Source organism: Ruegeria sp. YTSC199 (assembly GCF_059609725.1).
Genome location: NZ_JBXWMF010000026.1, coordinates 30,837 through 46,815 on the forward strand (window position 1 = coordinate 30,837; position 15,979 = coordinate 46,815).

12 protein-coding genes and 1 pseudogene are annotated in these 15,979 nt (G+C 58.7%); 4 read left to right on the top strand and 9 right to left on the bottom strand.

All coding sequences use genetic code 11. The annotated features are described in order from the left end of the window. Positions 1-36 precede the first annotated feature (36 nt). Both AC2FEE_RS20245 and hisD read right to left on the bottom strand, forming a co-directional pair. Positions 37-447, bottom strand: a complete 411-nt coding sequence (locus AC2FEE_RS20245) for a universal stress protein (protein WP_496867127.1) — start codon at positions 445-447, stop codon at positions 37-39. Between the two features lie 182 nt (positions 448-629). Beyond that, a complete protein-coding gene (hisD, locus tag AC2FEE_RS20250; protein WP_496867128.1) occupies positions 630-1,937 on the bottom strand; it encodes a histidinol dehydrogenase in 1,308 nt (435 codons plus the stop codon). A 153-nt stretch (positions 1,938-2,090) separates the two neighbouring features. Here hisD and AC2FEE_RS20255 point away from each other — a divergent pair, with 153 nt between their 5' ends. Beyond that, on the top strand, positions 2,091-3,116 hold the full coding sequence (locus tag AC2FEE_RS20255) for a LacI family DNA-binding transcriptional regulator (protein WP_496867129.1): 1,026 nt from the start codon (positions 2,091-2,093) through the stop codon (positions 3,114-3,116). On the opposite strand, the gene AC2FEE_RS20260 is transcribed toward AC2FEE_RS20255, so the two are convergent. Together AC2FEE_RS20260 and AC2FEE_RS20265 are read right to left on the bottom strand one after the other, a co-directional pair. Beyond that, on the bottom strand, positions 3,113-4,084 hold the full coding sequence (locus AC2FEE_RS20260) for a LysR family transcriptional regulator (protein WP_496867130.1): 972 nt from the start codon (positions 4,082-4,084) through the stop codon (positions 3,113-3,115). The two genes, AC2FEE_RS20255 and AC2FEE_RS20260, sit on opposite strands and share 4 nt — an antisense overlap. Positions 4,085-4,165: 81 nt before the next feature. Further along, entirely contained in the window at positions 4,166-6,601 is a 2,436-nt protein-coding gene (locus tag AC2FEE_RS20265) for a GcvT family protein (protein ID WP_496867131.1), read from the bottom strand. 183 nt (positions 6,602-6,784) lie between these two features. On the opposite strand from AC2FEE_RS20265, the gene AC2FEE_RS20270 reads away from it, so the two are divergent. Beyond that, positions 6,785-8,305: a trimethylamine methyltransferase family protein gene (locus AC2FEE_RS20270; protein ID WP_496867132.1), complete on the top strand. Its 1,521-nt coding sequence runs from the start codon at positions 6,785-6,787 to the stop codon at positions 8,303-8,305. Between the two features lie 69 nt (positions 8,306-8,374). Beyond that, positions 8,375-9,346: an agmatinase gene (locus AC2FEE_RS20275; RefSeq protein ID WP_496867133.1), complete on the top strand. Its 972-nt coding sequence runs from the start codon at positions 8,375-8,377 to the stop codon at positions 9,344-9,346. Here the strand turns inward: AC2FEE_RS20275 and AC2FEE_RS20280 are convergent. The 4 genes from AC2FEE_RS20280 to AC2FEE_RS20295 form a co-directional block, all read right to left on the bottom strand. Beyond that, complete coding sequence (locus tag AC2FEE_RS20280) at positions 9,343-10,323, bottom strand: arginase family protein (protein ID WP_496867134.1); 981 nt, start codon at positions 10,321-10,323, stop codon at positions 9,343-9,345. The two genes, AC2FEE_RS20275 and AC2FEE_RS20280, sit on opposite strands and share 4 nt — an antisense overlap. Before the next feature lie 54 nt (positions 10,324-10,377). Further along, positions 10,378-11,967 carry an ABC transporter permease gene (locus tag AC2FEE_RS20285; RefSeq protein ID WP_496867135.1) on the bottom strand — a complete coding sequence of 530 codons (1,590 nt, stop codon included), beginning with the start codon at positions 11,965-11,967 and terminating at the stop codon, positions 10,378-10,380. Then, positions 11,960-12,997, bottom strand: a complete 1,038-nt coding sequence (locus AC2FEE_RS20290; protein WP_496867136.1) for a quaternary amine ABC transporter ATP-binding protein — start codon at positions 12,995-12,997, stop codon at positions 11,960-11,962. The genes AC2FEE_RS20285 and AC2FEE_RS20290 overlap by 8 nt, the downstream gene beginning before the upstream one ends. 77 nt (positions 12,998-13,074) lie before the next feature. Continuing rightward, positions 13,075-14,025, bottom strand: a complete 951-nt coding sequence (locus AC2FEE_RS20295; protein ID WP_496867137.1) for an ABC transporter substrate-binding protein — start codon at positions 14,023-14,025, stop codon at positions 13,075-13,077. Positions 14,026-14,770: 745 nt separating this feature from the next. Between AC2FEE_RS20295 and AC2FEE_RS20300 the strand changes: the two genes are divergently transcribed. Then, positions 14,771-14,959, top strand: a complete 189-nt coding sequence (locus AC2FEE_RS20300) for a hypothetical protein (protein WP_496867138.1) — start codon at positions 14,771-14,773, stop codon at positions 14,957-14,959. A gap of 450 nt (positions 14,960-15,409) precedes the next feature. On the opposite strand, the pseudogene AC2FEE_RS20305 reads toward AC2FEE_RS20300, so the two are convergent. Next, positions 15,410-15,889, bottom strand: a pseudogene (locus AC2FEE_RS20305) (transposase). Between the last annotated feature and the right edge of the window lie 90 nt (positions 15,890-15,979).

Consider the following 15,979-nt stretch of genomic DNA (forward strand, 5'->3'; position numbering starts at 1 on the left):
CGTCCTGCTTGGGGCACCTGGGGCGCGATTTTGGGTTCATATTCTGCGATGCACATGCACGGCGCATCCGGCATGTCGAACCACGCGCGATGCGGTCGAGCCCAGGAAATAGTCGCTGAGCCCGGGCTTGTGCGAGCCGATAACGATGCAGTCAAAGTCATTGCTATTGGCATAGTCGATGATGGTCCGGGCAGTATGGCCCTTGACGATCTCGGGCCGGATACCTTCCAGTTCCTCAGTCTTTTCGCGCAACAAACTGGCCGCCGCGCGGAACCCATCGGCAACTGCGTCCTTGTCCAGATAGGCACTGACCGAGCCCTGCGGCATCTCGTAAACATGCAACGCAACAATTTCGCTGTGCTCTGCCGAAAGCGCCCGAGCCACTTCCAGCGTGTGCTGCGAAATGCCGTGATCCAGCGCCATTGGAACAAGAATTTTCTTATACATGAAACCCTCCGTTTCTGTCGGGCCAGATCCCACAGACGGCCGTCAACAAGACCCACGCGGTCTGCCGGAGAACCTCGGCCGTATTTGTATACGGTGCCGAAAAAGGCAATTTTCTGCAAGGTATTGCAGCAAGAATCCGACCCTGAAGCACCCGCGCAGTCAGATTGAAGGGCATCCGGTGTTCACTCATCCGCGTGCAGATCAAATTGTTCGTCAGGGAAATACTTGGCCAGACGCACATCCGCAGCACGGGCATGACCTTCCATCCCCTCAAGCCTGGAAATTCGGGCAGTGGCGACAGCGACAGGTTTCGATCCTTCCCGCGTAGCACGTTGCCAGGTGACAATCTTCATGTACTTGTGGACGCTCAAACCCCCAGTATAGCTGGCCGCACCCGAGGTCGGCAAAACGTGGTTGGTGCCGGTGGCCTTGTCGCCATAAGACACAGTGGTCTCTTCACCCAGAAACAACGAACCATAACAGGTCAGCCGGTCCAGCCACCAATCCAGCTCCTCGGCCTGAACGGTCAGATGTTCGGGGGCGTATTCGTCCGAACAGGCGGCCATTTCCTCACGATCCGAACAGACGATGACCTCGGCATAGTCGCGCCACGCGGCGGCCGCGTTTTCGCGGTTCAGGGCCGGCAGATCGTCGATAAGCGTCGGCACCAGAGCCATCACCTCCTGCGCCAGATCCCGGTCATCGGTTACCAGCCAGACGGGCGAGTTGTACCCATGCTCGGCCTGGCTGACCAAATCGGTGGCCACCACATGGGCGTCGGCGCTGCTGTCAGCAAGGATCAAGCTGTCCGTAGGACCCGCGATCATGTCGATGCCGACCTTGCCATAGAGAATCCGCTTGGCCTCGGCCACAAACTGGTTGCCCGGGCCCACAAGGATATTGGCCCGCGGTAGGCCGAACAGGCCATAGGTCATGGCCGCCACGCCCTGCACACCGCCCATGGCCAGAATACTGTCTGCACCACAGATATGCGCGGCATAGACGATCGCTGGCGCAACGCCCTCGCCTGGGCGCGGCGGAGAACAGGCGGTGATATGGCGACATCCGGCGACCTTGGCCGTGGTAACGGTCATGATCGCGCTGGCGGTATGGCTATAGCGCCCCCCGGGCACATAGCAGCCCGCCGCATCCACCGGGATCGCTTTTTGACCGGCGACGAACCCCGGAACGATCTCTGTCTGCACATCGGCCACGGTTGCCTTCTGCGTTTCAGCAAAGCGGCGCACATTGTCGTGGGCAAAGCGGATATCGGCCTTCAGTTTTTCCGGAACCCGTGCGATGGCAGCGTCAATCTCGGCCTGCGTCATCAAGACGTTGCCGTCGAACTTGTCGAATCTGGCTGCGTATTCCAGTGCCTTGGCATCACCGCCAGCCTCAATATCAGCAAGGATGGTCCTGACCGTATCATTCACCTCGGAGGCATGGGATTGCGCCGTCAAGGTGGCTTTTTTCAAATAGTCACGAGGCATGCTCAGCAGGTCCTATTCACTGGTCCATCTTCCGGATTCGGCTTACCGGATTTGTAAGCCCTTACATCGAAAATGCAAGCGCTTGCACATCTACTTTTCTTAGGCGGTGCTTGAGTTTAAGCTTATTGGCAAAAGCAAATCTCAGGTTTGAAAATGTCGAAACTTCGATCCGCGCCCACATTAGACGATGTCGCCAAACTGGCAGGCGTTTCAACAGCGACCGTGTCGCGCTGCATGAATGATCCCGACCGGGTGGTAGAGGCAACGCGTCAGCGCGTTCTGTCAGCGGTGGACAAGCTGGGATACACGCCGAACTTTGCCGCACGGGTGATGGCAGCTAAGCGAACCTGGACGATCGGTGCGATCATTCCCACCATGGAGAACGCTATTTTCGCGCGCGGCCTACAGGCGTTTCAGGAAGAACTGCACACACGCGGATACACGCTGCTGGTATCAAGTTCGGCCTACGATCCCGACCTTGAAGAAGAGCAAATCCGGACGCTGGTCGCGCGTGGTGCGGATGGGTTGCTGTTGATCGGGCATGACCGCAATCCGCAGGTTTACAAGGATCTCGCGCACCGCGACATCCCGGTAATGATCGCGTGGTCCTTTCTGGCGGATGCGCAGATTGGCGCGGTCGGTTTCGACAATCGCGCTGCCATGGCCGAGCTGACAAACCGCGTGATCGGGCTGGGCCACCAACGGATCGGAGTGATTTCCGGTATCACCGCAGGCAATGATCGGGCGCGTCTTCGCATTGAAGGTATAAAGGACGCGGTCCGGCAGAACGGGATTTCCCCGTCAGGTTTGGCGATCGTTGAAACCCCTTACCAGATCGAAAACGGCGCCGACGCTTTTACCGAACTGATGTCACAGAACGCCCCGCCCACGGCAATCCTGTGCGGCAACGACGTTCTGGCCGTCGGCGCACTGCACCGGGCGCGTGAAATGGGATTAAAGGTGCCCGAGGATGTTTCTGTCACCGGCTTTGATGATATCGAACTGGCCCGGGTCGTCACCCCTGCACTGACGACCGTGCATGTACCACACCGCGAAATGGGTCAACGGGCCGCATTGGCTCTGGTTGATATGCTGGAAAACCAAGCCCCGGGCACTGGCACGCGGCTGGCAACCCATATCGTCGAGCGTCAATCCCTTGGACCACCGGCCAGTGCCTAGGCGGCCTCGGCCTCCATGGTACGGAAATCGTCCTTTAACCAGGAATGAGCTTCGCACATCGGGTCGGTGAAATGCTGCCGGATCAGCTTTACCATCACCTTCTGGATCAGCTTCGAGGTCGTCTCGGGATACACCTCGGTCGTGAACAGGGACACCGTACGCACGAAGTTGCGCCCTGGAAACGGAAACGCCCGGACGCTGTCATGGAACCTTTGTGCACGGTGGAAACAGGCGGCCGTCGTTATCGCCCAGCCGCTGCCCTCGGCGACCAGGCCGATGATCGAGTGGTTGCACTCCATTTCAAACCGGTTGGGTAGATTGTATTTGCTGCGAGTCAACTGAATTTCGATCTGCTTGCCGATCATGTAGTCCCGCGAATAGCGCAGCAGGGGTAATTCCGCATCCGGTTTCAGCAGGTCTTCGGGTTCTCCGTTGAACGTGTTGGGCAGGATCACGATAAATGGGTCGCGCATCAGCGGGTATTCGACTAACCCCTCGGTCCGCTCCGAGGGCCGAGTGGCGACCCCGGCATCCAGCTTGTGCTCTTGCAGATTGTTGATGATCTCGTGACTGGGGCGCGTGTAGTGGCGAAAGCTGCAACGCGGCAAGGCCTGCGCCAAAAAGCGGAACAGGTCCGGGGCGATCTGGTTGTCGAAATCGTCGATCAGGGCCAGCCGCAGATCCGTTGCGTGCTTCCAGTTGCCTGAGCGGATTTCGGCCTCTCCCCGTTTCAGCACCGTTAGCCCGTCACGGACATAACGCGCAAACACCTCGCCCGCCGGGGTCAACCCCATCGGACGCCGCCCATGATCGACCAGATCAACGCCCAGCGCGCCTTCGAGGCTGCGCAAGTGGTTCGAGACGGTACTGATCGACAGCCCCGTTTCCGAAGCGACCTGCTGGATCGACCCCGATTTGGCAACCAGACGGAAAACTTCCAGCCAGCGAAGGCTCAGAGATTTGGACACTGCGCACCCGTTGTTTCGATTTCTTCGAAACAAACCAAGCAAAGATTTAAACAAACGGCAATGATGAAGTTGGTCGAGCGGTCACGCTCTCATGCGCTCAAATCCCGGATCATAAGGCGATGGAGGGATAACTGTCGCACGCACGCGCCGACCGCAGGAGTCTAACTCCATCTCAGTTCCGATATCGGTCAGATCGGGCTGCACGAAGCCATGCGCTATATTCAGCCCCATACGATGCCCCCAATCACCCGAGGTGATCGTGCCGACAACTTGCTCGCCCAGCATCAAAGATGCGCCGGGATGAGCAGGTTGTTGCGTAGCGTGAATCTGCAAGACGACCAGCTTTTTACGTGGCCCCTCGGCCCGCCGTTTCAACAAGGCGCCCCGCCCTATGAAGTCACTCTTGTCCGGCTTCACAAAACGGTCGAGGCCGGTTTCGAATGGGTCGAATTCCGTGATCAGATCGGCCTTCCAATGCAGGAAGCTCTTCTCCATTCGCATGGATTCCACTGCCCGCGCACCGAAGAGTTTCAGCCCATGAGCCTCTCCGGCCTGCCGCAACGCCAAATAAGCCGCATAGAGCGACGCGTTGGGGACGTGGATTTCGTAAGCCAGTTCACCCGAGAAACTGACGCTGATCACCGTCACCGGGGCAATCCCAACGAAACACTCCCGCAAGCTGAGCCACGGAAAAGCCGCTGCTGACCAGTCACCGCGCGCGCTGGCGGACAGGACATCGCGCGCCTTGGGGCCAGCCAGCACCAGAATGGTCTGATCGTTGGTCAGGCTGCGCAATTGCACGTCTTCATCGGCGCGCAGGTGCTGAACCAACCAATCCATATCATGAAACTCACTTGCGGCGGCGGACCCGTACCATAGGCGGCCCGGCCCCCGGTCACTGGCGGACAGATTGGCAATGGTTGCCTCGGCCTTGACCATGCCTTGATGGTTTAACAGATAGCCCAGCCCGACCCGACCATCGCGTCGGGTGACGGTGCCGCAGAACATCCTATCGAGAAAAGTGTGCCGGTCCGCGCCGGAGATCTCGATCCGGTTGAACCCGTTCACCTCGGCCAGCCCGACGCCGTTCTGCACATTGGCCACCTCAGCTGCGACCAGATCGAATGTTTCGTCAAAATCGAAACTGAGAGACGGCGAGAAATCGGGGGCAGGCTTGATGTACTCTACCCTCTCCCAACCATTGACCACGGTGAATTCCGCCCCTTCTGCCGCCAACACCGGAGTCAGAGGCGTCGTCTTGGCCGGCCGGCCGGCGGGGCGGTGTTCGTGCGGAAAGTGAAAGCGAAACTCGTTCTGATAGTCTTCGATGGCCTTCAGCGCCGTCAATTCCACATTCGCATGCCCTGTGAACCGCCGGGGGTCCAGGCACCACGTGTCATAACATGCCTCGCCATGCACGATCTGCTGGGCCAGCAGCCAGCCGTGCCCACCGCCCTCGCCCAATCCGGCGCGCAATCCGATGATGCAGAACGCATTGCGCTTGCCCGGGATCGGCCCGACCAGAGGCGCGCCGTCGATCGTGTAGGTGATCGGGCCGTTGACAACCGTATGGACCCCGACTTCCAGCAGTGCAGGCATACGGGAAAACGCGCCCTCCAGCACATCGGTCACCCGATCCAGATCATCCGGGCACAAGGCATTGACGAAGTTCGGATCGATCCCGTCCATACCCCATGTCTTGCAGTCCTGTTCGTAGAACCCCAGCAACAACCCGTTCTTTTCCTGCCTGCAATAGTAGTCACTGATAGGGCACCGCAGCAAAGGCATCCTGTGCCCCGCATCCCGGATGGCAGGGATCTCTTCGGTCAGAAAGTACTGGTGCTCCATGGAGGCGACCGGATGATGCACCCCCATCATCGCGCCGACCTCGTTCACACGATAGCCGCAGGCGTTGACCACGATGTCACAATCGATATCGCCATGTTCGGTGTGGACGGTCCATGTGTCGTCAGCGTGCTGGGTCAAACCGACGACCGGAGTATTACGATAAACCTCGGCCCCGGCCTTGCGTGCCCGGCGCGCCAGCGCCTGACATAGCTGCGCCGGGTCGATGTCTCCGTCCATCGGGTCCCACAGCCCGCCGATCAGGTTCTCGGTCGAGATCAGCGGATGGCGACGGGCGCATTCTTCGGCGTCGATCACCTCGAACTGCACATCCATCCCGCGCGCCATCGAGGCAAAATGGCGATACCCCTGCATCTGCGCCTCGGTATTGGCCAGACGGATGCCGCCGTCGCCATGGTGGTAGTTGATCGGATAATCCGGGTCTTCGGCCAGTTCCTTGTACAACTGAATCGAATGCGATTTCAGGCCAACCATCGTCTGGTTCATGCCAAAATTCGTCACCTGCGCAGCCGAATGCCAAGTCGTGCCCGAGGTCAGCTCGTTGCGTTCGACCAGAACCACGTCCGTCCACCCCTCTTGCGTCAGGTGATACAGCGCCGAACATCCGGCGATCCCGCCCCCGATGACAACAACTTTGGTGCGCGACTTCATTGGCTCTGCTCCCTCTGGTCCGGGACAAGTTTTGCGGAAGAACTGGCCGAGCCTACAATAGCGGTAGTGACTGTATTGAAAAATCGAAACTGCGATTGAAGATTTTCAAATTCGCAGTTCCCCTTTGCGATGGGGCAGATTTGCCGCTTAGTGTTCCCAAAGGGATAGCGGGAAAGGAGCAATATGCCCTCGGAAAGTGCCAAAAGAAGCGGCCGGCAGGCCAGGCACGCCCAGCGCGCAGCCAAACCTGTGATCGACCCCTGCCCGCCCGGTCAGAAAGGGGGAGCATTCAAACCCCTGACCCCAACTGAGCTTGAGCAAATCTACGACACTGCCCTGCGCCTGCTGGAGACGTTGGGCATGGGCAACGTGCCCGACAGGCTGGCCGCTGACCTGCAGGCGGCGGGCGCGCAGCATGGGGAACAGGATCGGCTGGTTTTCCCGCGTACGATGGTGGAACGGTTGGTCAAATCGGCCGCCAAGATGTTCACTTTCCACGGTAGGGATGAGACCCGTTCGATCGAAGTTGGCGGTGATCGCGTGTTTTTCGGCACCGGAGGCGCGGCGGTGCAGACGTTGGACCTCGACAGCGGCCTCTATCGTCCGTCCACGCTGGTTGACCTACACGATTTCACCCGGTTGCAGGACACTTTGGCCAATGTCAGCTGGTTTACCCGCTGTTGCGTGGCGACGGATGCGCCCGATGTGCGCGATCTGGATATCAACACGGCCTATGCGCTGGTGCGCAATACGACCAAGCCTGTTGCCACCTCGTTTACGCTGGCCGAAAACGTCGCCCCAATTGTCGAGATGCTGGATATTGTAGCTGGTGGACCGGGCGAATTCGCCAAGCGCCCCTTTCTGAAGGCGCATATCAGCCCGGTGATCTCTCCGCTGCGTTATGGAGAGGATGCGGTGGACGTGGTCTACGAATGCGTAACACACAACATTCCCATGTCCTGCATCACCGCAGCACAGGCAGGTGCCACAGCTCCGGCGACCCTGGCCGGGTTTCTGGCGCAGTCGCTGGCCGAAACACTGGCCAGCCTTGTAATGGTCAATGCGATCCAGCCCGGTTTTCCGATGGTGTTTTCCAACTGGCCCCTGATTGTTGACCTGCGAACCGGGTCTTTCGCCGGCGGCAGCGGTGAGACCACCATCCTGAACGCCGCCTCGGCGCAGATCACCAACTGGCTTGGATTGCCCTCGGGTGTGGCCGCCTCGATGACCGACGCCAAGGCAATCGACGCGCAGTATGGAGCCGAGAAAGGAATGACTTCTTTGGCGGCCGCGCTCGCCGGGGGCAACCTGATCTATGAAAGCTCGGGCATGACGGCATCGCTGCTGGGGGCCAGTTTCGAAGCGTTTGTTCTGGACGACGAAATGCACTCTCACACCTATCGGGCCCTGCGCGGGATCGAGGTAACCGAAGAAAACCTGGGCTTTGACGCAATTTGTCAGTCGGTCTTGGGCGATGGTCATTTCCTTGGCAGCACCCACACTTATGCCGCGATGGAGCGGGACTATTTCTACCCTTCCCTCGCAGACCGGAACGAGCCGCGCACGTGGGAGGAAGAAGGCGCAACCGACGCATGGTCTGCCGCACGCGCAAAGGCCAAAGAGGTTCTGGCCACGCATCACCCGAAATACCTGACCGACGTTCAGGACGCGGAAATCCGCAAACGCTTTCGCATCCTGTTCTGAGCAACTCAGCCCATTCCCAAGTCACGAATCTGCCGCTAGGCTCGCGCCAGAACCAACAAGGGGGACCACATGACCAATCCATTTTTTCAGCCGGTCTCGGCAATGGAGCTTGCCCGCTTCGCCGGTATCCCCACCTTCATGCGCCTACCGAGCGTGACGCTGGACCACGAACGCATTACCGAGGTTGATTTGGGCCTGGTCGGAATACCTTGGGACGGCGGCACCACCAATCGCCCCGGTGCCCGGCATGGGCCGCGTCAGTTGCGGGACTATTCGACAATGATCCGCGCGATGAATCCAGTGACCGGGGTTGCGCCCTTCTCGCTGGTCAATTGCGCGGATCTTGGGGATGTCGCGCCGAACCCGGTCGATATCCAGGATACGCTGGACCGGGTGACCAGTTTCTACGAAGATGTGACGGCGCGCGGCATCACCCCCCTGACTGCCGGCGGCGACCACCTGACCACCCTGCCCGTTCTGCGTGCGTTGGCCAAGCCCGGCCCGCTGGGGCTGATCCAGTTCGACAGCCATACCGATCTGTTCGACACCTATTTCGGGGGTCACAAATTCACCCACGGCACCCCCTTCCGCCGCGCGGTCGAGGAAGGGCTGGTTGACCCCAAACGTTTTGTTCAGGTTGGCATTCGCGGCACCGCGTACAACACGGAAGATATTGAATGGGGCGAGGCGCAGGGCATCCGCATCATCCGCATCGAGGAACTGTTCGACCGGGGCATCGACAACGTCATGGCCGAGGTGCACAGCATTGTCGGAACGGCACCGACCTACTGCACCTATGATATCGACTTCGTCGACCCGACCTATGCGCCCGGCACCGGCACGCCCGAGATTGGCGGGCCGAACAGCTTTCAGGCGCAACAGGTCATTCGCAAGATGGCAGGCGTCAATCTGGTCGGCGCCGATCTGGTCGAGGTCGCACCGCCCTTCGACCCCGAGGGCGGCACGGCTTGGCTCGGTATTTCGCTGATGTTCGAACTGCTCTGCGTTCTTGCGCAGGCAACGGACGCGCGGCGATCTTAGGCCCCGCTGACGTTTTCGGCGATCATCGAGATCATCTCGAACATCACCGCCGCCGCTGTCAGGGCAGTGATGTTGTTGGGGCTGTCCTTGGTGGGCATCATGCAAACGACATCCCCGCCCACGATATTCAGGCCCCGCGCGGCACGCAGAATGCCGACCGCCTCGTCGATATCGAACCCTTTCTCGCCAGGCTCCAGATTGGACACGGCGGGCGCAACCGTGGGGTCGAGGCAGTCCAGATCGAACGTGATATAGACCGGACGGTCGCCCAAAACCTCGCGTGTCTGCGCCACCACATCCTCCAGCCCGCGCTGACGGAATTCGCGCATGGTGACAATATTGTAGCCATAGTCATAGGAGGGCTGCAGCCAGTCCAGGCTGCGCGGATGGCCCCGCAGCCCAATCTGCATCGACCGCGTCGGATCGACCTGCCCCTGATCTGCCAGATATGCTCCCCAATGGGCCGCTGATTTCTTGGCGCCGAGAAAGTGATCAACTTTGGTGAACACATCAGTGTGGGCATCCAGATGCAGGAAACTGACCGGCTCACCACCCGCAAGCTTGCCGTTGCCCAGCGCCTGCACGATCCCACCCGTTATGGAATGATCGCCACCGACTGAAACAGGCCGCGCGCCTGCCGCGTCGATATCCTTAAAAAAGGCCGTGATACGCTCGATGCAATCTTCATTGTCGTTCGCACGTGGAAACGGCACATCGCCCACATCGGCAATCCGCGCACTGTTCCAGGGGTCGATCCCGAACAGCGAATGCACCCGGCGCTGCACGGCCGAGACATGACGCAAGGCACGTGGACCCAGATGCTGATCGCGCTCGGTCGTGCCGTTGCCGGTGGAATGCGGCACGCCCACTAACGCGATGTCCTTCCCTTCGGGGCCTTCGTTGGGGCAACGAAACAAAGTGGGCACGCCCCACCAATAGAGATTGTCCATCATGGACTGTTCATAGCGATCGGTCATTGTATTCCCCGGTGAAAGAAAAACGCCCCCGGCGATAACCGGGGGCGGGTATGTTCAGAGTTTCTCGTCTTCTCGCCGGAAGGCCCCTTGAACAATCCGGTCCATGACCATGGCCAGGAACAGGATTGCAAAGCCGCCCAGCAGGCCCGGACCCTTGGCGGCGTATTGCAGCGCCTCAAGGATTTCCTTGCCCAGACCGCCGCCACCGATCAGCGAGATGATTACCACCATCGACAAGCACATCAGGATGGTCTGGTTCACCCCGGTCATGATGGACGGCAATGCCAATGGTATTTCCACATCCTTCAGCAATTGCCATTTGGACGCGCCAAAGGCGACCGCTGCCTCTTTGATGCTCTCCGGCACCCCGCGCATCCCCAGCGCAGTCAGGCGGATCACCGGCGGCATGCCAAAGATGATCGTGGCCAGGATGCCCGGTGGGTTGCCGGTGCCAAAGAAGGCGATGATCGGGATCAGATAGACGAAGGCTGGAAGCGTCTGCATCAGGTCCAGCACCGGCTCCGCCGCCCGATAGGCCCGCTTGGACTTGCCGAACCAGATGCCCAGTGGGATGCCGAACACCACGCATAGCAGCACAGCCGCACCGACCAGCGCCACCGTCTCCATGGCCACATCCCAATAGCCCAGCAAGGCAATATAGGCCAGCGAGGACGCGGTGAAGATCGCCACGCGCGGTCCTGCCGCACGCCATGCGGTCACGCAGATGACCAGCATCACAACCGGCCACGGAGACCCGATCAACGCAATGGTCAGCGCATCCAGAACGGTGCGAACCCCGCTGACGATCCCGTCAAAGACATCGCCCCCCGCAGCGGCGGCGGCATCAATCTGCGCCTCCATCCAACTGGCCAGATTTGAGAACAGCGTTCCCTCGCCCGGACCCAGAATGATCTCGGAGACCTGTTCCTCGGGAAAGGCGTCCAGCAAGGGCAGCGACGCGTTCACCGTGAACTTGTAGACGATCAATGGCGCAATCGCGGCGACCAGAACAGCACCCAATACCGTGTTACGTGTGGATCGGCCACTTTCCGTACTGGCGGGGTCCGTCCGCCATTTCGAGTACTGCTTTTCATAGATCCGATCCGCGTAGCACCCCTGAACCACTTTAAACACCAGCAGCATCAGAAGCCCGGTGATCAGGATCCCCGACGCTTCGGCCTGGGCCGCCTGCGCCTGCGCGAAACTGGAGTCTGCCGCTTTCTGAATGTTTTCAGCCAGGCGGTTGAACCGATCGATATCCGCTTGTTCTGTTGCTGCTGCCGCACGCTCCAACAGTTCGTTGGCGCGCGTCTGCTGCCGTTCGGCCCGTTCAGCCAGATCGGCCCCGGGGTTGCCCCAGGCACCGCGCCCGATCTGCACCCAGGCAATGATTTCGAGGATCAGGAATGTCCAGAACATGCCCCAGATGGCGCGTGACGCCGACCAGAATGGTCCCAACACCGCCGCCCAGACGTTGAACGTGTTGGGCACCGCGCTGGTGGCATCGTGGATCTTGTGGAAGGCCGTGACGTAGTAGTCACCATTCGGACCGGCAAATTCGTGAATGGACTGGTCCAGCGCCTCGCGATCAACCTCGATGTCAGAGGCGGCTGTTACCTTGAGTTCCGCGGTTGCATCAGTCATTTTTGCCCCCCTGAATTCCGCGCAGCAGACGCGGCTTGGTCACGACGCCGACGTCACTGCCGGAATCGGTGATGACGACCGGCATATCGGTATTCACCGCCAGATCAATCAATTGGTCGAGGTCTGCGCCCTCGTCCGCGCGCGGTGCGCCGTCCAAAGACCCTGAATAGCTTCCCATCGGCTCCATAATCGAATGCGCCTTGACCAGTTTCAGCTTCGAGATGCCCTGCACGAACTCGCGCACGTAGTCGTCGGCCGGGTTCATGACGATGTCTTCTGGCGTGCCAATCTGCACGATCACCCCGTCTTTCATGATGGCGATCCGGTGGCCAATCCGAATGGCCTCGTCCAGATCGTGGGTGATGAATAGAGTGGTTTTCTGAAGCTGAGCCACCAGCGCCTTGAACTGATCCTGCAGCTGCAGACGGATCAGCGGGTCAAGGGCCGAGAACGGCTCGTCCATCAGCAGGATTTCCGGGTCCGACGCCAACGCCCGGGCGATCCCCACCCGTTGCTGCATACCGCCGGACAACTCCTTGGGCAGGCGATCCTCGTATCCGGTCAGGTCGACCAGACCCAGCGCGTGATCCGAAACCGCCCAGCGTTTGGACTTCGACACTTTGCGAATTTCCAACGGATAAGCCACGTTATCGCGCACCGACCGGTGCGGCATCAATGCCATATGCTGAAACACCATCCCGATCTGCTGCGCCCGGATGCGGCGCAGTTCGGCCTCGGAAATCTGTGACACGTCATGGCCCAAAATTTCGATCTTGCCCGAGGTCGGCTCAATCAGGCGGTTCACATGCCGCACCAGCGTCGACTTACCCGAACCCGACAGGCCCATGATGCAGAAAATCTCGCCTCGCGGCACGTCGAAGGTGGCCCCCTGTACACCCACGACGCAATTGTATCTTTCCAGAACTTCGGGCTTTCCAATGCCTTCGTTCCGCACGGCTTCCATGGCTTCTTCGGCGCGTGCCCCGAAGATCTTCCACACATCCGTCAGTTTTACGACTGTTTCGGTCATACTTGTCCCTTTGATGCAAAACAGGCCGCCGGACGTGTCCAACGGCCTGTCCGGTTTTCAATTCCGGTTGGTATCGATCACTGAGACATCCAGCCCAGAACGGCATCTTCGTTGGCAGCCACCCATTCTTCGGCATAGGCTGCGGGCTCTTTGCCCTCGATCACCAGCGCATAGGTCATTGCAGAGACCGCGTCGGTGTCCAGTTTCATGTTGGCCAGCAACTGGGCAACTTCGGGGAACTCGTCCTCGAGGGATTTTGCATAATGCAGGTGCAGATAGGCCAGATCCCAGGCCACTCCAGCATCGGATTTCTCAAGCCAGTCCGGATCGTCGGTTGGCTGCAGCACGTTCCACTTGGACGCGTCATAGGCCGGTTCTTCCAGAATCTGCATGTCATGCAGGGCAAACACGTAGTGCGGCGTATAACAGAACCCGACCCACGGATCGCCTGCCTTGATCGCGTTGTCGAGGTTGGCATAGGCCACGGTTTCGTCGATCTCGGTCAGTTCCATGACCTGGTCATAGCCATAGGATTTGGCCCTGATTTTCTCGACATTGGTCGAAGCCCATCCAGGCGCACCGATCCAAACTTCGCCTTGCCCGTCGCCATTACTATCAAACAGCGCGGCAACGTCAGGGTTGGTCAGATCGTCGATCGAACGAATATCGTGGGCGTCCGCAGTTGCTTTGTCGACGCACATTCCTTGGAACGCTTCAACTCCATTGGGGTTGAATGCAACAGTGCCTTTATCAGTGACGTATGTATCGTGCAGGTTCTGTTGGTTCGGCATCCAGACCTCGGGATGAACATGCATAGCCCCGGAATCCATTGCCTCAAACACGATCGGGTTGGTTCCGTTCTGCAGCTCAACATCAAGACCCAGGTTCTGTTCGATCGCCACCTTCAGAATATGCGCCGTGGCATTCACCGACGGCCAGTTCGGCACACCGATCACAATATCCGCAGCCATTGCTGGTCCGGCGACCGCCATCGATGCGCCTCCTAAAAGCGTTGCAAGTTTTTTCATCTGATATCTCCATGTTGGTCATCCGTGGTACTTGTTCTTGTGTCCCTATTGGACACCGACGCACCTTTCGAACAATTGCGGGAAGGCGGAACTTCCCCGGTTTCTTGGCCAACGGCTCGCTGCGCCAGGTTGGCCATAAAATTGAACCATGTCACCCCGCCGCCCTTCAAGAATTACATGCGGCAAACTGCACTATACGACATTATCGTAATTTAGTTTCGCTTTTTTGCAAATAGACGCACATTCAAGGTGCCGCGCCCGTGCGAGAAATATGTCGGCCCCGTCCAACATTGCTCCGGAATACCTGATGTTATTCGGTAAGTGGCGGCGACAGATTTCAACCTCAATACCGATCTCCGGCATTACCGCAGGTCTTGCACAACTGTCTCCGATACTTTTTGCCAAACAACCGAGCAGGCCACTGCAACGGCAAGCGCTTTCCGCGCTTGGAAATGTGTTCCGAAATCTCGTTATTCCGTAACTCTGCCGAATAAAATGACAGTCAAAAAACGCCAGGAAAACAACGGTGCAAATTGTACGAGCCGCGCCCACCAAAACAGCAAAAAACCGGACCACATCGATTGAATCAAGTAATACCGGGATAAGATTACAAACGGCAGCAGATGGGCAAAAACGGTTCCAAATGCGGTGGATCAGTTGCCTCGACTACTTGGAGGTTGGCTCTCGCCTTGGGTTGAAAGCGCGTTCTCACACTTCGACTGGGTCGTTCGCGGAAGACTGCCGAATGCTCGACACACTGCCATGCAGCTTTAGCCAAGAATTTGCAGACAGTTTTGCCGACATTCGCAAGCTGGCCGACGCTGCGGATCAAAAAGCCCGAACGAATCCAACCTCCAAAGCTGCCGGAACATCTCAAAGCCAGCCCGACAAAAGAGACGGGCTGATGACATTGAAGGTATCTGCTGGACTATGACATCCGACGAGGTGGCGACCGTCATGACCTCGCAGCAATACGAGTGCAAACGTGACCTGTTTGAAAACCTCTATACAAACATGGCGAAGCAGAAATTGAGTTTTCCGAAACGCAGGTCGTGTACAACTGCGAAGTCTTTGACGTTTGCCAATACGATGACGCTGAGGTGTCCGACTTTCTTCTGGAACAAGGTGTCTTCGCCGCAATGGAAGTACGTCAAAGACTTGTCACACAAAACGCAGTGGAAGCCGCCGTTTGGATTGGATTGATAATGCCACCGGCCATGGCATTCGAGGGTCCGTATTGGCTGAGCACAAGCTGCGGATATGTACCGCAAGGCCAAGAGATTTGTGTCGAGCAACCCGAGGATAGCGTTGTCAGGTTGCTACTGAATAAAAATACCTTTGGAGCGGTGACACCCAGTTTCACCTGGGCTCCAGACTCGTTAACTTACGGCCAGAACAAGATGGTAGCTGCGAGCGCGATGGCCGAGAGGAAGACCTTAGGGCATCTGTCACAGCGTGTGGCGACACGGCGCCGGTCCTTCAGGTGTCCAAACATGATCTCGATCCTGTCGCGTCGTTTGTAGCGGCGTTTGTCGTGCTGGGCAGGGTTTTCACATGTTTTTCGGACTGGCGTGCAGGGGCTTATTCCCTTGTCTATCAGGGCTTCGCGGAACCAGCCCGCGTCATAGCCGCCATCACGCAGCAGCCAATCTGCCGATGGTAGGTTGTTAACCAAGGCCTTTTAGAGCGTTTTGGGCGGTCCATATTCACGAGGTGCATCAGACCATCGCACCCCATTGCGGTTAATGAAATCTATCCCGTTTGGCGCACGCCGGTCTTCAATCCTCGGCTTCCTAGGTTTCCTCAGAAAATAGGGCTGAAGACGCGCCATCTGCCCGTCAGTGAGCCAGAATAGACTGCTCATGATGCAACCCTGAAACTCAGGGGCTTGAAGCGACGGTCGAGATGACGGCAACCAAATAAAAGGGTCCAGCACCCAATCTCCGCGCTTGCG